At 56.7% G+C, this 18,946-nt stretch carries 21 protein-coding genes; 13 read left to right on the top strand and 8 right to left on the bottom strand.

Features of this window, described 5'->3' with window-relative positions:
• Positions 1-89 precede the first annotated feature (89 nt).
• From flgA to flgN, 3 genes are all read left to right on the top strand, one after another.
• Entirely contained in the window at positions 90-749 is a 660-nt protein-coding gene (gene flgA, locus ACCW71_RS01440) for a flagellar basal body P-ring formation chaperone FlgA (RefSeq protein WP_436369131.1), read from the top strand.
• A 106-nt stretch (positions 750-855) separates the two neighbouring features.
• Positions 856-1,158: a flagellar biosynthesis anti-sigma factor FlgM gene (gene flgM / locus ACCW71_RS01435; protein ID WP_436369129.1), complete on the top strand. Its 303-nt coding sequence runs from the start codon at positions 856-858 to the stop codon at positions 1,156-1,158.
• Between the two features lie 5 nt (positions 1,159-1,163).
• The gene (gene flgN / locus ACCW71_RS01430) at positions 1,164-1,595 is read left to right on the top strand and encodes a flagellar export chaperone FlgN (RefSeq protein ID WP_436369127.1); all 432 of its coding nucleotides are present in this window, start codon (positions 1,164-1,166) and stop codon (positions 1,593-1,595) included.
• A 71-nt stretch (positions 1,596-1,666) separates the two neighbouring features.
• Here the strand turns inward: flgN and murJ are convergent, their stop codons facing one another.
• The 4 genes from murJ to rimJ form a co-directional block, all read right to left on the bottom strand.
• Positions 1,667-3,205 carry a murein biosynthesis integral membrane protein MurJ gene (gene murJ / locus ACCW71_RS01425; protein WP_436369125.1) on the bottom strand — a complete coding sequence of 513 codons (1,539 nt, stop codon included), beginning with the start codon at positions 3,203-3,205 and terminating at the stop codon, positions 1,667-1,669.
• 121 nt (positions 3,206-3,326) lie between these two features.
• Positions 3,327-4,247: a Gfo/Idh/MocA family protein gene (locus ACCW71_RS01420; RefSeq protein ID WP_436369123.1), complete on the bottom strand. Its 921-nt coding sequence runs from the start codon at positions 4,245-4,247 to the stop codon at positions 3,327-3,329.
• 1 nt (position 4,248) lies between these two features.
• Positions 4,249-4,887: a YceH family protein gene (locus ACCW71_RS01415; protein WP_436369121.1), complete on the bottom strand. Its 639-nt coding sequence runs from the start codon at positions 4,885-4,887 to the stop codon at positions 4,249-4,251.
• Positions 4,888-4,900: 13 nt separating this feature from the next.
• Complete coding sequence (rimJ, locus tag ACCW71_RS01410) at positions 4,901-5,494, bottom strand: ribosomal protein S5-alanine N-acetyltransferase (RefSeq protein WP_436369120.1); 594 nt, start codon at positions 5,492-5,494, stop codon at positions 4,901-4,903.
• Positions 5,495-5,757: 263 nt separating this feature from the next.
• On the opposite strand from rimJ, the gene grxB reads away from it, so the two are divergent.
• The 7 genes from grxB to solA all read left to right on the top strand — a co-directional run bounded on the left by grxB (position 5,758) and on the right by solA (position 10,685).
• On the top strand, positions 5,758-6,405 hold the full coding sequence (gene grxB / locus ACCW71_RS01405) for a glutaredoxin 2 (RefSeq protein ID WP_436369118.1): 648 nt from the start codon (positions 5,758-5,760) through the stop codon (positions 6,403-6,405).
• 116 nt (positions 6,406-6,521) lie between these two features.
• On the top strand, positions 6,522-7,085 hold the full coding sequence (locus ACCW71_RS01400) for a lipoprotein (RefSeq protein ID WP_436369116.1): 564 nt from the start codon (positions 6,522-6,524) through the stop codon (positions 7,083-7,085).
• Between the two features lie 131 nt (positions 7,086-7,216).
• On the top strand, positions 7,217-8,260 hold the full coding sequence (pyrC, locus tag ACCW71_RS01395; protein WP_436369114.1) for a dihydroorotase: 1,044 nt from the start codon (positions 7,217-7,219) through the stop codon (positions 8,258-8,260).
• Between the two features lie 62 nt (positions 8,261-8,322).
• A complete protein-coding gene (gene dinI, locus ACCW71_RS01390) occupies positions 8,323-8,568 on the top strand; it encodes a DNA damage-inducible protein I (RefSeq protein WP_436369113.1) in 246 nt (81 codons plus the stop codon).
• A gap of 147 nt (positions 8,569-8,715) precedes the next feature.
• Entirely contained in the window at positions 8,716-8,988 is a 273-nt protein-coding gene (locus ACCW71_RS01385; protein WP_436369112.1) for a hypothetical protein, read from the top strand.
• A 234-nt stretch (positions 8,989-9,222) separates the two neighbouring features.
• Positions 9,223-9,477, top strand: a complete 255-nt coding sequence (gene bssS / locus ACCW71_RS01380; RefSeq protein ID WP_436369111.1) for a biofilm formation regulator BssS — start codon at positions 9,223-9,225, stop codon at positions 9,475-9,477.
• Between the two features lie 95 nt (positions 9,478-9,572).
• Complete coding sequence (solA, locus tag ACCW71_RS01375) at positions 9,573-10,685, top strand: N-methyl-L-tryptophan oxidase (RefSeq protein ID WP_436369109.1); 1,113 nt, start codon at positions 9,573-9,575, stop codon at positions 10,683-10,685.
• A gap of 76 nt (positions 10,686-10,761) precedes the next feature.
• Here solA and trhO read toward each other — a convergent pair whose 3' ends face one another.
• Entirely contained in the window at positions 10,762-11,817 is a 1,056-nt protein-coding gene (gene trhO / locus ACCW71_RS01370; RefSeq protein WP_436369108.1) for an oxygen-dependent tRNA uridine(34) hydroxylase TrhO, read from the bottom strand.
• 251 nt (positions 11,818-12,068) lie between these two features.
• Here trhO and ACCW71_RS01365 point away from each other — a divergent pair, with 251 nt between their 5' ends.
• The 3 genes from ACCW71_RS01365 (at position 12,069) to ACCW71_RS01355 (ending at position 14,330) form a co-directional block, all read left to right on the top strand.
• Positions 12,069-12,992, top strand: coding sequence for a Kdo(2)-lipid IV(A) acyltransferase (locus ACCW71_RS01365; RefSeq protein WP_436369107.1), 924 nt, complete (start codon positions 12,069-12,071; stop codon positions 12,990-12,992).
• 553 nt (positions 12,993-13,545) lie between these two features.
• The gene (locus tag ACCW71_RS01360; protein ID WP_436369106.1) at positions 13,546-13,812 is read left to right on the top strand and encodes a hypothetical protein; all 267 of its coding nucleotides are present in this window, start codon (positions 13,546-13,548) and stop codon (positions 13,810-13,812) included.
• 116 nt (positions 13,813-13,928) lie between these two features.
• Positions 13,929-14,330: a MysB family protein gene (locus ACCW71_RS01355; RefSeq protein WP_436369105.1), complete on the top strand. Its 402-nt coding sequence runs from the start codon at positions 13,929-13,931 to the stop codon at positions 14,328-14,330.
• Here ACCW71_RS01355 and ACCW71_RS01350 read toward each other — a convergent pair.
• From ACCW71_RS01350 to ACCW71_RS01340, 3 genes are all read right to left on the bottom strand, one after another.
• On the bottom strand, positions 14,321-14,560 hold the full coding sequence (locus ACCW71_RS01350) for a YceK/YidQ family lipoprotein (protein WP_436369103.1): 240 nt from the start codon (positions 14,558-14,560) through the stop codon (positions 14,321-14,323). The two genes, ACCW71_RS01355 and ACCW71_RS01350, sit on opposite strands and share 10 nt — an antisense overlap.
• Positions 14,561-14,692: 132 nt before the next feature.
• Positions 14,693-17,245: a glucans biosynthesis glucosyltransferase MdoH gene (gene mdoH, locus ACCW71_RS01345; protein ID WP_436369102.1), complete on the bottom strand. Its 2,553-nt coding sequence runs from the start codon at positions 17,243-17,245 to the stop codon at positions 14,693-14,695.
• Positions 17,238-18,776 (bottom strand): glucan biosynthesis protein G, encoded by a 1,539-nt coding sequence (locus ACCW71_RS01340; RefSeq protein ID WP_436369701.1) that lies wholly within the window; start codon positions 18,774-18,776, stop codon positions 17,238-17,240. The genes mdoH and ACCW71_RS01340 overlap by 8 nt, the downstream gene beginning before the upstream one ends.
• Positions 18,777-18,946 lie beyond the last annotated feature (170 nt).

The following is an 18,946-nucleotide window of genomic DNA, read 5'->3' as shown; positions in this document are numbered from 1 at the left end:
GAATAGCGACTCAAATGACCGCTATTTTGACAATTGAGGATTTTTCTTAAGGGGTACACTCGTTGCCATCATCAGTGAGGAAAAGCACCATGCGTGGAACGACAACCCTGCTGGCCAGCCTGCTGGTCCTGATCGCCCTGCCGGTTTCTGCCGGGGATCTCAGTGCACAACTGAATCAATTTTTTAAAGCGCGTGACGCTCAGCATGCCGACGGCATGACCGTGGTCATCCGCACGCCGCAGGCGCAGTGGCCAGTCTGTGACGCGCCGCAGTTCACCCTGCCCGGCAACAGCCGGCTGTGGGGCAATATGAGCGTGGCCGCCAACTGCGGCGAGAATCGTCGCTATCTTCAGGTGCAGGTCCAGGTGACTGGTGCCTATCTGGTGGCGAACCGGTTACTGAGCCGGGGCAGCAGCGTCAGCGAGAGTGACTTCAGCCTGCAAACCGGCCGCCTCGATACCCTGCCCGCCCGTTCGCTGCTGAGCGCCGACGCGGTGGCGGATGCGGTGGTGCTGCGTGACATTCAGCCTGGCCAGCCGATTAACCCGTCGATGCTGCGTCAGCCGTGGCGGGTAAAAGCGGGTCAGAGCGTGATGGTGATCGCCAGCGGCGACGGCTTCGACGCCAGCGGCGAAGGCAAAGCGCTGAACAACGCCACCCGCGCGCAGTGGGTGCGGGTTCGGATGGGAAATGGCCAGATCGTCAGCGGTCGGGTACGTGATGATGGGAATATTCTTATAACGCTGTAAAGTGTTAAAGAAGACTGTGGTTCTGCCGATAGAAGAATCAACTAAGCAATTACGCTATTCTGATTCAGGTGGCAGACTTCTCCCCTGACCGTACAGGAGCCCGACTATGAGCATCGACAGAACGCAACCGCTGAAACCCGCCAGCACCGTACAGAGCCGCGACACCAGCGAGCCCGGCAGCAGCAAAGTGCGTCAGAGTAACAGCCCGGCGGCGACCGCGCCCGCAGCGGCTCAGGTCAGCCTGAGCAGCGCACAGGCGCAGCTGATGCAGCCGAGCAGCCAGGACATTAACGTCCAGCGCGTTGAACAACTGAAAACCGCCATCCGTAATGGCGAACTGAAAATGGATACCGGCAAGATCGCCGATGCGCTGATTGCCGACACCAAGGCCTATTTAGAGGGTAATTAGTCCCCATGAGCAACTTGCAGACCACATTGGATAAGATGCAGGACGTGCTGGCATCGCTGGCCGCCGTGCTGGACGAAGAGCAGCAGCAGCTTTCAACCGGCAACATTGACAGTAATCTGTTGCAGCGCATCACCGAAGATAAAGGTGCCCTGCTCAGTACGCTGAATTATCTGGATGAGATGCGTCGTGCCGCCGAGCAGAGTCAGGCGACCGCCGCACCCTATCGTGGTCAGAATGAGATGGCGCGCCGCTGGGAGACGATCCAGCAGCACACCCGCCGTTTGCAGGATGCGAATGTGCACAATGGCCTGTTGCTGCAACATCAGTTGCGCTATACCGAGCAGGCGCTTGAGGTGTTGCGGCCACATCAGACCCAGGCGTTCTATGGCCCCGATGGCCGGGGTAAAGGCCAGACAACCTTAAGCCGCAAAGCCTGAACCGGCGAAATGCGTAAAAAAAATCCCGCCTGGTGCGGGATTTTTGCTTTTCAGTGACGCTGCGCTCTGCGTTATACCAGGGTGCGCCGCGCATAGTCGCGCAGCCGGAATCCCAGCAGGCCCAGCGCCAGGAAATAGGCCCCGCCACCCACCGCGCAGACCGCCGCCAGACGCAGCAGACGCCACAGCATTGAACCCTGCTGCCAGTCCGGCATCCAGTGCAGCATGGCAAACAGCGCGGCAGCCATTATCACCACCGCGATCAGCAGGCGGATCAGAAAACCGGCCCAGCCCGGCTGCGGGATAAAGATCTTTCTTTTACGCAGCTGCCAGTAGAGCAGCGCGGCATTGAGACAGGCCGCCAGCCCGATCGACAGAGAGAGACCGGCATGCTTCAGCGGGCCAATAAACGCCAGGTTCATCACCTGCGTCATGATCAGCGTGATGATGGCGATTTTCACCGGGGTTTTAATGTCCTGACGCGAATAGAAGCCCGGTGCCAGCACCTTGACCACAATCAGCCCCATCAAGCCAACAGAGTAGGCGACCAGCGCACGCTGGGTCATCGCCGCATCAAAGGCGGTGAATTTACCATACTGGAACAGCGCTACGGTCAGCGGGCCGGAGAGCATGCCCAGCGCCACGGCGCTGGGCAGCGCCAGCAGAAAGCAGAGGCGCAGCCCCCAGTCCATCAGCCGTGAATACTCATCATGGTTGCCGCTGGCGAAACTTTTTGCCAGCGACGGCAACAGAATGGTGCCCAGCGCCACGCCCAGCACCCCGGACGGGAACTCCATCAGGCGGTCAGCGTAGTACATCCAGGAAACCGATCCTGACACCAGGAAGGAGGCGAAAATGGTGTTGATAATCAGTGAAATCTGGCTGACCGAGACGCCAAGGATCGCCGGACCCATCTGACGCATCACCCGCCAGACGCCCGCGTCTCGCAGATTGAGGCGCGGCAGCACCAGCATACCGAGCTTCTTCAGGTGCGGCAGCTGATAGCCGAGTTGCAGCACGCCACCCGCCACCACCGCCCAGGCCAGCGCCATAACCGGCGGGTGAAAGTGCGGCGCGGCAAACAGCGCGAAACCGATCATGCTGACGTTGAGCAGGGTCGGCGCGAACGCCGGCACCGAAAAGCGGTTCCAGGTGTTGAGCACCGCGCCCGCCAGCGACGCCAGCGAAATCAGCATGATATAGGGGAAAGTGACCCGCAGCAGCGAACTGGTCAGCGCGAACTTGTCGGCGCTGTCGGCAAAGCCAGGCGCGGTGACCATGATAACCCAGGGCGCGGCGATCATGCCCGCCACCGTGACCAGCGCCAGCGCCAGCGTCAGCAGACCGGAGACATAGGCGAGGAACAGCCGCGTCGCCTCTTCGCCTTGCTTACTTTTATATTCAGCCAGGATCGGCACAAAGGCCTGAGAGAACGCGCCTTCGGCAAAAATACGCCGCAGCAGATTGGGAAGTTTAAAGGCGACAAAGAACGCATCGGTCGCCATTCCGGCACCAAACACCCGCGCCACGATGGCGTCACGGGCAAAGCCCAGTACGCGGGAAAACAGGGTCATCGAACTGACCGCTGCCAGCGATTTCAACAAATTCATAATTGACGGCGCATCCTGAAAAGAATCGGCAAAATAGAGAATTAGCGCGGGCACCTGAGGGGTGCCCGGCGACAGTCTACTGCCACAATGGGAAATGACCAGCCCGGAGTGTTACAAGGCGTTATTCCTGCGTCGCGTCACGCCACAGTTTTTCCACCACCCACTGCGCCATCAGCGCCTGTTCCCCGCTGGTTTCAGGCTTCGTCTGATTTTGTACACAGGTGATGAAATGGTGCGCCGCGCCGCTGAAACCACGCTGTGCCAGGTGGCTCTGCCAGGCGGGCGGTGGGACGCTCAGCAGGCCGTTACCGCGCTCCTCCTGCCAGTCACGCATCTCGCTGATGTCGATGCATCTCCCCGCGCCTACCGCGCTGACCCGCTCACGCTGGCTGCCAGCGCGCCGGTGCATACTGGTGGTGATCGACAGGCCATCAACTGAAAAATGATGCTCTGCGTAGAGCATCTGGCCGTGCTCGTTGGTGTCGATGCGCCCTTCAACATGGTGGAAGCGCTTGCCGCCCAGCCAGAGCGCGGTGTCCACCACATGCAGATAGTCATCGAGCAGGGTAAAGCGCAGATCCTGCGGGCCGACGCTATCGCTACGATGCTTTTCGATGCGCAGCGAGGCGATGCCGCTCATCTCCGCCCGTAGTTGCTGATAGCTCGGGGCAAAACGCCGGTTAAACGCCACCATCAGTGTGCGCTGACGCTTCTCTGCCAGCGCCACCAGCGTTTCGGCCTGCTCCAGGGTCTCCGCCAGCGGCTTATCGACGCAGACCTCTTTTCCCGCCAGCAACAGCGCCCTGACCACCTCAAAATGGCTGGCGGTGCTGCTGTGGACGAAGACCGCGTCACAGGCGGCGGCCAGCGCATCCAGTGAATCAAAGCAGCGGATACGATAGCTGTCGCAGAGGGGCCGGGCTTTCGCCTGATTAGGCGAAAAAGCCCCCACCAGCGTCCAGTCCGTCGCCGCCGACAGCACCGGCAGCCACGCTTTCTGCGCAATGCCACCTAATCCCACCATGCCAATACGTAATCTCATCTCAGCGCTCCGGTTGCAGCAGTTGGGTCAGTTGTGCCTGAAGCTCAGCCACCTGCTGCTCCAGCAGAGCAACGCGCGCCGTCAGATCGCCCTGCTCGTCCGGTGCCTCCGCGGTCTGCGGCTGATCGCTTTCATCGCCCAGCTGGTGCATAAAGCGGCTTTCGCGCCGGCCAGGTTCACGCGCCAGACGGATCACCCGCGCACTGTCGTCACGCTGCATCAGGCTCTCCAGCGTCTGCTCCACTTCGCTGACGTCGCTGAACTCATGCAGACGACCGCTGCGGGTACGCAGCTCACCGGGGGTCTGCGGACCGCGTAACATCAGCAGGGTCAGCACCGCCACTTCCGCACTGTTGAGCTTCAGCGCGCCAAAAGCGGAATTACAGAAGCGCTGCTCAAACTTCACCACCCGCTGGCCCGCTGCGCTGCTGGCGGTGACCAGATGGCGCTTCTCCAGCTGATCGAGCTGATCCTGAACCGCGCTTTCGCTGAGGCTCATCACCGGCTCTCGGTTTGACTTCTGGTTACAGGCGCTGACCACGCCGTTGAGTGACAGTGGATATTGCTCCGGCGTGGTGACCTGCTTCTCCAGCAGGCAGCCCAGCACCCGCAGCGCCTGCGGCGATAAAGCCATTTTCATGCTCGCATCCTCGTTATTGTCCACGCCGGTCAGGCGTCCATTCCCGCTGGGTTAAGGCGGTCAGGACGTGATCCTGCCAGCGCCCGTTGATCAGCAGATAATCTTTGGCGTAACCCTCTTTTTCAAAGCCGAGCCGCGCCAGCAAATCGCCGCTGCGCTGATTATGCGGCATGTAGTTCGCCATGATGCGGTGAATATGTTGCTGGCGCTGCATATAGCGGATAGCGGACTGCAACGCCTCGAACATCAGCCCCTGGCCCTGCCACTTCTCCCCGAGGGAATAGCCGAGATAGCAGGCGTGAAAGGAGCCGCGCAGCACGTTGCTGAAGTTCGCCACGCCGCGCACTTCGGTTTCTTCAGGGTCCATTAAAATGAAATAGAAGGCTGAGCCCTGCTTATGCATATCGGTAATCAGCCCGAGCCGCGCCTGCCAGCCTGAGGGGTAGCAGTGGCTCTCATCACGCACCGGCTCCCACGGTTTTAAAAACTGACGGTTTTCCGCGTAGTAATCGGCCATCCGCCAGGCATCACGCTCATGAACCAGACGGACCACCAGCCGATCGGTGGTTAATCGCACCCTGGGCGCGGCAGAACGATAGCCAAACATCCTGACTCCTGAAATCAAAGGCTGATAAAGCCGAGCCGTTATAACCCTGCGTTAACTATAACCGCGGCCCCTGCTGCGGTAAAACGTTACCGCTCTTTACCGCGCAAAGACCTTGATTTTGCTCCGCTATCCCCCGGTCATGGCCCGCGCGCCGTCCTGCATCCGGCGTGCCGGGTTTGCCCTGTCTGTTAATCTCTTCCATACTTTTTGCGAGCCCGAAAACAGGATGAATTGATTCATTCTGTTAAATAAAGGAGATCAGGATGAAGCTGTATATCTATGAGCACTGCCCTTTCTGCGTGAAAGCGCGAATGATTTTCGGCCTGAAGAATTTACCGGTTGAGCTGGTGGTGATGCTCAATGACGATGAAGAGACCCCGAAGAGATTGATCGGGCAGAAGATGGCGCCGATCCTGCAAAAACAGGATGGCAGTGCGATGCCGGAGAGCATGGAGATCGTCCACTATGTCGATCGGCTGGCGGGTGAGCCGCTGATCACCGGCGCGCTGAATCCAGCCATTGGTGAGTGGCTGCGCCACATGAACAGCTATGTCAATAAACTGCTGCTGCCGCGCATCGCGGAAGCCGGGTTCGCCGAATTCGCCACGCCTGAAGCACGGGACTATTTCCGCACGAAAAAGCAGGCCAGCATTGGCGACTTCGCGGAACTGAAAACGCATGCGCCAGGCCTGATCAAAAAAGTCAGCGACGATCTGCGCAAGCTCGACCGGTTGATCGTCCAGCCCAACGCGGTCAACGGCGAACTGTCAGAAGATGATTTCAATCTCTTCCCGCTGTTGCGCTCGCTGACCCTGGTCACCGGCATCGACTGGCCGAGCCGGGTCGCCGACTATCGCGATAACATGGCCAAACAGACCCAGGTCAATCTGCTCTCTTCTTTCACCCCTTAACCCCCGCTCAGATGAGAGACGCTGCGGCGTTTCTCATCCCTTTCCTGATGACACCCGCAGCGCATTCAGGCACGCTATGCCCTGTTTAATGACCCCGTTATTCAGGATAAACCACGATGAAAAAGGTATTTTTCGGCCTGACCGCCCTGCTGTTCGCGCTGTTGCTGAGTGGCTGTAATCAACTGACGCAGTACACCATCAGCGAGCAGGAAGTGAATCAGGCGCTGCAAAAGCACAATAACTATGAGAAAGATATTGGCGTTTCCGGGCTGGTTAACGCGCATATTGTGCTGAATAACCTCACCAGCCAGATTGGCCGTGAAGAGCCAGGTAAAGTGACCCTCTCCGGCGATGCGAAAATCAGCGTCACCTCGTTATTTGGCCCGCAGCAGGCGGATATGCAGCTAAAGATGCGCGCTCAGCCAGTCTACGATCGACAACAGGGCGCTATCTATCTGCGCGATCTGGAGATTGTCGATGCGCAGGTCACGCCACAAAAAATGGACGCGATCATGAAAACGCTGACGCCCTACCTCAATCAGTCGCTGAAAAGCTATTTTGATCAAAAGCCCGCTTACCTGCTCAGCGCCGATCGCAGCAAAGCCGAGTCGCTGGCAAAGAAATTTGCCAAAGGGCTGGAAGTGAAGCCTGGCGAACTGGTTATCCCCTTTACCGGGTAAGGCTTTCCGCGCCTGCGGGCGCGGATTTTCACCGCCCGCGTAAAAAGCAGGTGCAAACGGTTGCCTGAATCCTTATGCTTAGACCCCGGCCTGAACACGCCCCCCGTTTCCTTTCTGCCGGAGCTTCACTGATGACAGCACAACCTCAGCAACTGACCTTTCGCCGCCCTGACGACTGGCATATTCACCTGCGCGATGATGAGATGCTTAAAACCGTCCTGCCCTATACCAGCGCAGTGAACGGCCGGGCCATCGTGATGCCTAATCTGGTGCCCCCAGTGACCAGCGTCGCTGCCGGTGAAGCCTATCGCGATCGCATCCGGGCGGCCCTGCCCGCTGACCACGCCTTTACCCCGCTGATGACCTGTTATCTGACCGACTCGCTCGATCCTGATGAGCTGGAGCGCGGCTTCAGCACCGGGCTGTTTACCGCCGCGAAGCTCTATCCGGCCCACGCCACCACCAACTCCAGCCACGGCGTCACTCATATCGCCGCCATCGCCCGCGTGCTGGAGCGGATGCAAAAGCTCGGGATGCCGCTGCTGATCCACGGTGAAGTGACCGACGCGCATATCGACATTTTTGACCGGGAAGCACGCTTTATTGACACCGTGATGGTGCCGCTGCGTCAGCAGTTTCCGGCGCTGAAAGTGGTGATGGAGCATATCACCACCCAGGACGCCGCTGAGTATGTCGCTGCCGCGGATGAGACGCTGGGCGCAACCATCACGCCACAGCATCTGATGTTTAACCGCAACCACATGCTGGTCGGCGGCATCCGTCCCCACCTCTACTGCCTGCCGATTCTCAAACGCAATGTGCATCAGGAGGCGCTGCGTAAAGTGGTGGCGAGCGGTCATCCGCGCTTCTTCCTCGGCACCGATACCGCCCCTCATCTGCAACATCTCAAAGAGGCGAGCTGCGGCTGCGCCGGGGTGTTTAATGCGCCGACCTCGCTGCCCGCCTACGCCACGGTGTTTGAGGAGCTGAATGCGCTGGAACACCTGGAAGCGTTCTGCTCTGAAAATGGGCCGCGCTTTTATGGCCTGCCGCTGAATGAGGGCACCATTACGCTGGTGCGTGAAGCCTGGCAGGTGCCGGATCAGATCGCGCTCGGCAGCCACGCCCTGGTGCCATTCCTGGCCGGTGAAACGCTGAACTGGCGTATTGCATAATTTCGCTTGCCTCCGGCCGACTGATACTGTAAATATATACAGTATCTTAACCGGAGGCTCTTATGCGTGTTGAAATTACCGTATCGAATACCCGACCGCTTCCTGCTGGCGCGATTGAAGCGTTAAGCGACGAACTGTCGCGCCGCATTGATGAACAGTTTCCTGACACGACCAATCACGTCAAAGTACGTTATGCCAGTGCCAATAATCTCAGCGTGCTGGGCGGTGGAAAAGAGACGCGCGACCAGATCAGCGAAATCCTGCAACAGACATGGGAAAGCGCAGACGACTGGTTTATTACCGATTAACCGCCACTGAGCAGTTTTTTGCCGGGTTTCGCCACCCGGTTTTTTTATCCCTCTCTCCTGCCCGCGCTTCCCCCTTTCTGCATCTGGACTCTTCATGATCGATGACCTATTCTTGCGATCGTCCCGCATAACTGGAGGTGCGACACCATGACCACTGATAAACCGGAAGAGGCGATGACCTTTGGTGAGCTGTTAGCCCTGATCGCCGACCAGCAGCGTCGTTTAACGGTGCTGGAAAATGCCTTTTCCAGTCTGATTTTCTGTCTTGACGATCGCGCCAGTCAGCTGCTGGTGCACAATCTGTCGCTGGAAGCCCAGAATCAAAACCATGATGAACAGCTACAGCAGCATTTTGCCCGTCTGGCCGAAACGTTACAAAAGCGCGGTGGCGGCATGGTGTCGGAGAGCCCGACCCGCTGAATCCGCCCGCCGTTTTTGCCTGCCGTCTGATCGGTGAGAAAAATGCCTGGCCATCAGGCATTTTATTTTTCAACTCCCGCCTTTCAAACTCAAATATTCTGTGAGAAGCTGACTCACGGCATCTTTTAAACAGTGACTGACCCGTTTACTGTTATAATTATTTCGCTATTGGAATAAAAAAGCCGCATTGAACCTCATCATGCACTTCGTTTAACGAGTAATAAGGAGGTTATAATGGACAGAAGCAAAGACGTTATTCAGACCCATCCACTGGTGGGCTGGGACATCAGTACTGTTGACAGCTATGACGCCATGATGATCCGCCTGCACTCTTTATCGTCGCAGGATCAGAAAGAAGAAGAAGCGGATGTCGGTCCGACCTACTGGCTGACAACGGATGTGGCAAGGCAATTTATCTCGATCCTCGAAGCGGGCATCGCGAAGATAGAATCAGCCGAGCAGATAGAAAGACTCCTCAGTAAGCATTGATTCCTGCCGCATCAAAGAGGCACCCCAAGGGGTGCCTTTTTCGTTTCTGTTCTGTATGCTTTTGATTATCTGTCTCTTTCAGGAGCGTGGTTACTATGGTTTATGATCTTATTGTGGTGGGCAGCGGCTCTGTAGGCGCGGCGGCGGGCTACTATGCCACCCAGGCGGGGCTGTCGGTGCTGATGATCGACAGCGCCCACCCTCCCCATAATCAGGGCACCCATCACGGCGAGAGCCGGCTGATCCGGCACGCCTATGGCGAGGGCGAACGCTATGTACCGCTGGTGCTGCGCGCTCAGACGCTGTGGGATGAACTGGAGCAGCGCGCCGGTGAACGCATCATGCATCGCAGCGGCGTGCTTAACCTCGCGCCGCAGCCATCGCCGTTTATTCAGAACGTCATCGACAGCGCCGCCCGCTGGCAGCTCAACGTAGAGGTGATGCAGGCCGATGAGGTGCGTCAGCGCTGGCCGCAGATCAACGTGCCGGAGGGCTATCTGGGGGTGTTTGAGCCGGAGTCGGGCTATCTGAAATGTGAGCAGGCGGTGCGCAGCTGGATCGAGCTGGCGGAAAAGGCGGGCTGTGCGCAGTTATTTAACTGCCCGGTCTCTGCGCTTGGCCGCGACGGGGAGTTACAGCAGGTCACCACCCTGGATGGCATCTATCGCGGTCGCAAACTGTTGATCAGCGCCGGCACCTGGGTCAGCCAGCTGGTCCCCAACCTGCCAGTCGCCCCTACCCGCAAGGTTTTTGCCTGGTATCAGGCGGATGGCCGCTACAGCGAGAACAATAAGTTTCCCGGCTTTACCGTGGAGATGGCGGATGGCAGCCAGTTTTATGGCTTCCCGGCGGATAACAACGCGCTCAAGGTGGGGCGTCATGATGGCGGACAGTTGATGCAGCGGCCTGAAGATCGCAAACCTTTTGGCACGGTGGCCGCCGATGGTAGCGAAGCCTTTGGTTTCCTGCGGCAGTTTTTACCGGGGGTAGGCGTCTGTCTGCATGGCGAAGCCTGTAGCTACGATTTCAGTCCCGATGAGGACTTTATTATCGACACTCTGCCAGATGAGCCGAATCGGTTAGTGATTACCGGCCTCAGCGGACACGGCTTCAAATTCGCCAGCGTGTTAGGCGAGCTGGCGACAGAGTTCGCTCAGGATAAACCCTTCTCTTTCGACCTGACGCCCTTCCGGCTCTCCCGCTTCTGACCGGCGGTGCGGGTGGTCCGCTATGGCCACCCGCACCGGTAACGTCAGCTTAGCGCCTGAAAGCGATCGCTGCGGGTTACGACTCTTTTTTCTGAGGCGCAGGAATGGTCATGTTTAATAAGCCACGCGACTTATTAAAGATTTTATTGCCATTCTCACGTCCGGCCCGGCGCGCGCGCTGCTCCTCCGGCGACAGCTTTGCCTCTTCCTGACAGAGCGGGCTACAGCAGTGCTCAAACTTTTCAGCGCAGCTTTTGCACTGAATAAACAGCAGATGACAGCCGTCGTTCACGCAGTTGACGTGGGTATCGCAGGGTTCACCACACTGATGGCAGTTCGACAGCACATCGTCGGAAATACGCTCCCCCATCCGCTCATCAAAGACAAAGTTTTTGCCTTTGAATCGCACCGGCAAGCCCTGCTCGCGCGCGCGGCGGGCATATTCGATAATCCCGCCCTCAACGTGATAGACATCTTCAAAGCCGTTGTGCCGCATCCAGGCACTGGCTTTTTCACAGCGGATCCCGCCGGTGCAGTACATCACAATCTTTTTGTCTTTCTGATCCTGCAACATATCAACCGCCATCGGCAGCTGATCGCGGAAGGTGTCAGCCGGCACCTCCAGCGCGTTGTCAAAGTGACCCACTTCATATTCGTAGTGGTTACGCATATCCACAAACAGCGCGTCGGGATCGTCCAGCATGGCGTTAACTTCGTCAGCTTTAAGGTAGCGACCCACATCGCTGGCATCGAAAGTCTCATCCTCAATGCCATCCGCCACAATGCGATCGCGCACTTTCAGACGCAGCACCCAGAACGATTTCCCATCATCATCCAGCGCGATATTCATCCGCAGATTGTTGAGTGCCGGATCGAAGCCATAAAGAAACGATTTCATCTTTTCATACTGGCTGGCTGGCACGCTGATCTGGGCGTTGATCCCCTCATGGGCCACATAGACGCGGCCAAACACCTTAAGCGCGGTCAGCCCGGTATAGAGCGCATCGCGAAAGGCTTTGGGATCGGCAATCTGGAAATATTTATAAAAAGAGACCGTGGTGCGCGGCTCGGTTTCAGCCAGCATGCGCGCCTTCAGCTCTTTATTGGAAACGAGGTTGTGTAACACTGGCATGGTGTTCGTCCTGTTATCAATAGAAGAAATTTAGCGCGCACATGATACCTGATTTAAACCGGATGCAAAGGCCAGCGGCGGATTTGCCCGCCTGTTGCGTTTTTTTTCAGCAATGGCCGCCGGTTTAGCTCTTCCTCTCCCGGCCCCACACGTCAGCGATATTTAAGCGCGCGTTAAAAACTGGCACAATGGCGAAAATTAACGAGCTATCAGCACCGCAGGGTGCGCGACGCAGGAAAATACGATTTCACATGACCCAGTTGCCTCAGTTTTCACGAGAACTGCTTCACCCGCGCTATTGGTTAACCTGGCTGGGTGTCATTTCACTTTATCTTTTGGTGCTACTTCCCTATCCGCTGCTCTATGTTCTTGGCTGTAATATTGGCCGTATCGGTATGCGCTTTATGAAACGCCGCGTCAGCATCGCCCGGCGTAATCTGGAATTAAGTTTTCCCGATATGCCGATAAACGAACGTGAATCGATGGTTAAGCACAATTTTGAATCTGTTGGCATGGGGCTGATTGAAACCGGTATGGCCTGGTTCTGGCCGGACTGGCGCATCAATAAATGGCACAAGCCGTCGGGTCTGGAACACATTCAGCAGGCGCGTGACAGCCAGCGTGGCGTGCTGTTGATTGGTATGCACTTTCTGACGCTGGAGATTGGCGCGCGCATGTTCGGCATCCACAACCCCGGCATTGGCGTTTATCGCCCCAACGACAACAAGCTGATTGACTGGTTACAGGTCAAAGGCCGGATGCGTTCGAATAAAAGCATGATCGATCGTAAAGATCTCAAAGGGATGATCCGCGCGCTGAAGCACGGCGATATTATCTGGTATGCCCCCGATCACGATTATGGTCCACGCAGCAGCGTGTTTGCCCCCTTTTTCGCGGTGGAGAAAGCTGCGACCACCATCGGCACTCACCTGCTGATCCGCACCGGGAAACCGGCGGTCATCCCTTTTGTGCCGCGCCGCCTGCCGCATGGCCGTGGCTATGAACTGATGATATTGCCTGATATTAGCGCGGAATTTACGCTGGAGAGCGAACAGGTAACCGCCGAGCGAATGAATAAAGTGGTTGAAGAGGGGGTATTACTGGCTCCTGAACAGTATATGTGGCTGCACCGCCGCTTTAAAACCCGCCCGGAAGGCGAACCATCCCGCTATTAATCATGCTGCGCCAACGGGAGGGAACCCGTTTAGCGCTGCTGCCGCTCCGGTTTACTGTTAAATAAATCAGTCATCCTGCCAGATGTACTCCGATCGCAACTGATTATCGGGCCACAGATTAATTAGCCACCCAACAATCTGCCGCGGTTTTACGCTTTTTAAATCAGTGACGCTAATCGATAAAGAGACTTTCATCGGGCTTAGCGCCGGTTTCGCGCAGAATAAAATTTATATGCTTCACTGTTTCAATCGCCTGTTTTAATTACCGCTGGTGCTGATTATTCGCCTTTCCAGGGCTATTCCTATTTAGCAGGGCTTAATGATTTCCGCGCGCTTATGTATCCGCTAAAATTAACTTATTTTACAAGCAATTGTCCTGGTTTTTCCGGTCATATTACTTTTTACATAAATTTAACAGACCGATAGAGCGTTATGGCATTTGAAGAGCCTGCCGCTTATCGGTACTTTCATTCGGGACCGTCAGACCCTTAATAACTCTGACACTATTATAAAAAAATCTGGCACACAGCAAACCTCCGCGGGGATCCATAATATGAACAAAGGTCTCTACTATTATGTGACAATCACAACCGATCAGGATAATTACCACTTTCTTCATCGCAAAGGATGCAAACGAATGCCCGAAAAGGAAAACCTGATCTTTATCGGCACCTTATATAATTTAAGTCAGGCGCTTTCGATAGCCCGGATTAATTTTAAAAAAGTTAAACCCTGTATAAAGTGCTGCATTCGTTACGCGGCACCGGCGATGGCCGAATCGGTGCAGCCGGTTCTGCATTTCCCGCAAAAAACACACTAGCCCGGCCTGGCGGGAAATGGTTTATTTCCCGCCAATCGCATCACCCTGCCCTTTCCCTCCCCCAGATTTCGTCTATTCTTCACTGAAATCAACTAAACCCGGTAAGGAGAAGAGCGATGAGCATGTACAGTACTTTAGAGGAAGCGATTGATGCTGCACGTGAAGAGTTTCTCGCTAACCACCCCGAAACAGAGGAAGGGGATGCGTCAATCAGCCAGTTTGGCCTGCAAAAGTATGTGATGCAGGATGGCGACATCATGTGGCAGGCGGAGTTTCTGGTTGATGAAGGGGATGCGGGCGAATGTCTGCCTTTCCGCAGCGGCGAAGGCGCACAGGCTATTTTTGATGGTGACTTCGACGAAGTGGAACTGCGTCAGGAGTGGCTGGCGGAGAACACCCTGCATGAGTGGGACGACGGTGAGTTTCAGCTGGAGCCGCCGCTGGACACTGAAGAAGGTGCAGCCGCCGCCCAGGAGTGGGAAGATGATAACAGCGACTCCGATCGCAGTTATTCGTAAGGACCGTGACTGGCATCCACTGGCAACAGCAGGGTGTCAACCACCAGCGACAGCGGCAGATCGAGGATAGTAAAGATCCGCCAGCCACTGTCGCGCACATCCCACTGCACGCCCGGATAGTATTGATTACCGTGCCCCTGACCGGGCACGGTGCGACTGATAATACTGCCGCATCCGCTTAAGCAGATCACCGCCAGCGCAATAACCGCCGCTTTAAAAACGCCTTTCACCACAGAGATCCGCCATAAAAACCATTGATACCGTCATACGCGCTGGGCGCTGACCGCCAGAGAACCGGTTATACCCTGAGACTGAGGTTGCTCAACCAATAAAAAAGCGGCATCGCTGCCGCTTTTTTCAGATTACGCTTTTACAGCCAGCGCCTCAGGGTTAAGCGAGAGTTTCTGATAACTCTCTACCCACTGATGATACTTCTCCGCATTTTCCCACAACCGGGTATGGACACGGGCCAGCACCACCGGATCGCTGATCAGTTGCAGACGCTGCTCGCGATTCAGTTTCTCCGGCGTATCGCTCAGCGCCTGATCGACACGACGATCGCGCGCATAGTCCAGCAGCTGACTCTGCTTGTGACGCGACGTTGCCAGCGCGGTCGCCAGCGCGTTGAAGGCCGGATGGAACAGCGCATGCATAAAGCCATTCTCCAGCGCGCGCGCGCGGTTCAGCTCTACGTAGCGATCGGTATCGACCAGCTCCTGCGGCGGTGAGTACTCTTCCGGGATCAGGAACAGCTTCGCTCTCTTGCTTTTAAGGCCCAGCGTCGCGCGACTCGACATCACCGAGACAAACGGCGACAGGATCAGTGAGAAGACAATCGGGGCCAGCCACCACAGGAAGTTAAGATCCAGCAGTCCCATACCTACCGCCCACACCAGACCCAGTGCCATCTGTGAACCGTGACGTTTAAACGCCTCGCTCCACGGCGTGGCATCGTCATCACGCTGCGGGGAGTTCCACACTACTTCCCAGCCGAGGAAGGCGCTGACCACAAACACCGTATGGAACAGCATACGCACCGGGGCCAGCAGCACCGAGAACAGCGTTTCCAGCACGAGAGAGGCCAGCAGACGCAGTGGCCCACCGTAGGCTTTTGATCCTTTAAACCAGATCAACACCACACTCAGCATCTTCGGCAGGAACAACAGCACCATGGTGGTCGAGAAGAGCGCTATCGCCAGTTCTGGTCGCCACTGTGGCCAGACCGGGAACAGCTGCCGCGGTTGCAGGAAGTAGGTCGGCTCCATCAGCGTATGCACCACCTGCAAGGCGGTAGAGAGCGCCAGGAACAGGAACCACAGCGGCGCCGAAAGGTAGGACATCACACCGGTCAGGAACACCGCACGGTGAACCGGGTGCATCCCTTTTACCAGGAACAGGCGGAAGTTCATCAGGTTGCCGTGACACCAGCGGCGGTCACGCTTCAGCTCATCCAGCAGGTTCGGTGGCAGCTCTTCATAAGAGCCCGGCAGGTCGTAGGCAATCCAGACGCCCCAGCCGGCACGACGCATCAGCGCCGCTTCGACGAAGTCATGGGACATGATCGAACCGGCAAAGGAGCCCTCGCCCGGTAATGGCGCCAGCGCACAGTGCTCAATAAAAGGTTTCACGCGGATTATCGCGTTGTGACCCCAGTAGTGAGACTCGCCCAGCTGCCAGAAGTGCAGACCGGCGGTAAACAGCGGACCGTAGACGCGGGTCGCGAACTGCTGACAGCGCGCATAGAGCGTATCCATCCCCGACGCTTTCGGTGACGACTGAATGATCCCGGCGTTTGGGTTGGCCTCCATCATGCGCACCAGACCGGTGAGACACTCGCCGCTCATCACGCTATCGGCGTCCAGCACCACCATGTAGCTGTAGTTGCTGCCCCAGCGACGACAGAAATCATCGATGTTACCGCTTTTACGCTTCACGCGACGGCGACGACGGCGATAGAAAATCTTGCCAGCGCCACCCACATCCCGCACCAGCTCCATCCAGGCTTTCTGTTCGGCAATGGCAATATCCGCATCGTAGCTGTCGCTGAGGATGTAGACGTCGAAGTGTTCGGCGTTACCGGTGCGGACCACTGACTCCCAGGTGGCGCGCAGACCGGCGTAAACACGCTCAACATCTTCATTACAGATCGGCATAATCAGCGCGGTACGGTGCGCCGGATTAAGCGGCTCATCACCCACGGTTGAGTAGGAAATGCTGTATTTATCCCGGCCAATCAGCAGTTGCAGGAAGCCCATCAGCGCGGTCCAGAAACCGGCTGAGACCCAGCAGAAGAGAATGGCGAACAGGAACAGGATACCGGTCTGCAACACATAGGGCAGGATCTGCATCACTGACTGCTGCCAGTTCTGATTGATCATCTCCATCGGGTCCAGCAGGGTCCAGCCCTGATACGGCAGAATGCTCTTCATGTACCAGGTGGCGACCACCGTCTGGAAAATGGTGAGGATCAGCAGGATGTAGCGACGAATCGAACCGACATGACGCCACTTCTCTTCAGCCCGCTGCTCTTCCGCATTGGCGTAACGCGGCACCGATTTACGGCCACGCAGTGAGTCCCAGGCACGGGCGACCGGGTTGGTACGCCAGGCTTCCGGGAACATCAGTGAGCGTTTAACCTTCGGCATCGCCTTCAGCGTGGTGCGGTCAAGGTCATCTTTACCCAGCTGCTGACCATTGGCCAGCGAGTCGGGCCACGCCATCTTCACCCGCGATGAGACCGACTTTAACGGCGCATCATCGGGACGGTCGCTGGCGGCGACATCATTGCCCAGTTGATCGTGAATGAAGTGAAACGCCCCGGCGCTCTGCAAAGATGCGCTCAGACGGGCTTTCCCTGCCGCATCCAGCGGCAGAGATTCCACATAACGTTGAGGTGTAAAAGTCGATTTATTCATTGGCAGGTAACTGATAGCTCCAGGTTTCCGTCAATGTCTTGTCGCCGCTAACCAGCGCCGCACGCATTTCCGTCGGCTGCTTGGTATCTTTCACACGCAGACGCAACACCAGACGCCAGCCTTTGTTGACCGGGTTATAACGTACGCTCTGCTCAACCACATCGGCGTTTTTACCCACGCTGACCTGCGGTGCCACCTGACTGTTTTCCGCCATCTTGCTCATGTCTTTACCCACGAAGTCGATGGTGAAAGCCACGGTGCCATCCGGCTGACGCACCAGATTAGACTGCTTCACATCACCCGCTGAACGCAGGGTATTTTTAACCCAGGCGACATCATCGGAATGCAGCTGGTTTTCGTCGCGTGAGAAGTGCAGACGATATTTGAAGTTCATCTCTTTGCCAGGTTCTGGCAAGGTTTCCGGCGTCCAGAACGCGACGATATTGTCGTTGGTTTCGTCCGCCGTCGGGATCTCAACCAGTTCAACCCGCCCTTTACCCCAGTCGCCCAATGGCTCAACCCAGCCACTTGGACGCAGGTCATAGCGATCGTCGAGATCCTGATAGTTGCTGAAGTCACGCCCGCGCTGCAACAGACCAAAGCCTTTCGGGTTCTCGATGGTGTAGGTGCTCACCGCCAGATGGCGCGGGTTGTTGAGCGGACGCCAGATCCACTCACCGTTACCGCTGTGGATTGAGAGACCGTCAGAGTCGTGCAGCGCCGGACGGAAATTGTTCACCGTCGAGGGCTGATTCTGACCAAACAGGAACATGCTGGTCAGCGGTGCCACACCCAGTTTGCCGACGTTGTCACGCAGGTAAACCTTCGACTGCACATCCACCGTCGAGTCCTGACCCGGATGCAGCACAAAGCGATACGCACCCGCGGCGCGTGGCGAATCGAGCAGTGCATAGATCACCAACTGTTTATCCTGTGGCTTCGGACGCTGGATCCAGAACTCTTTAAAGCGTGGGAACTCTTCGCCAGACGGCAGCGCCGTGTCGATAGCCAGACCGCGCGCAGACAGGCCATAGACCTGACCGGCACCGATCACCCGGAAATAGCTGGCACCGAGGAAGCTGGCGATCTCATCATCTTTTTTACCCTTGCTGTTCAGCGGATAAAGGACTTTGAAACCGGCAAAGCCAAGGTTTTTCACCGCCTCAGCATCATGTTTCACATTGCCGAAATTGAAATAGTCGGGGCTGTATTTAATCTCACGCACCGCGCTGGCGGTCACTTCGTTGATCTGCACCGGGGTATCGAAGTACATCCCCTGATGATAAAACTCCAGTTTGAATGGTGTGCGCAGTTTGCCCCAGTACGCTTTATCGTGGTTAAACTGGATCTGCTGGTAGTCAGCAAATTTCATTTCACGAAATTGAGAGGGTAAATTGCTTTTCGGCGCTTCGAAGCTTTTCCCTGCCAACGCTTTGGCTTGCCTGGCAACATCGTCGATGTTAAACGCCCAGCTGTTATTGGCGTATAACGCCAGCAGAACCGCAGTACCAATCCAGCGTACCTTCATCAGTCCGGCTTTATTTTTTTCTTTAGTCAGCACATCCCCCCCTTTCGTGTGCTTAAATCAAACCCGCTTATCTTAAAGGATTATTCGGTTTTCCGACAGCTTATGCGCAACAATGTTCCCGCATTTCGTCAGGCTTAAACCCGCTTTTAGGACAATTAGACACTACGGATTCC

Source organism: Pantoea sp. C2G6 (assembly GCF_051336815.1).
In the GTDB taxonomy this organism is placed as follows: Bacteria; Pseudomonadota; Gammaproteobacteria; order Enterobacterales; family Enterobacteriaceae; genus Pantoea.
Note: the sequence above shows the minus strand (reverse complement) of the source record. Positions and strands in the feature narration are given on the sequence as shown.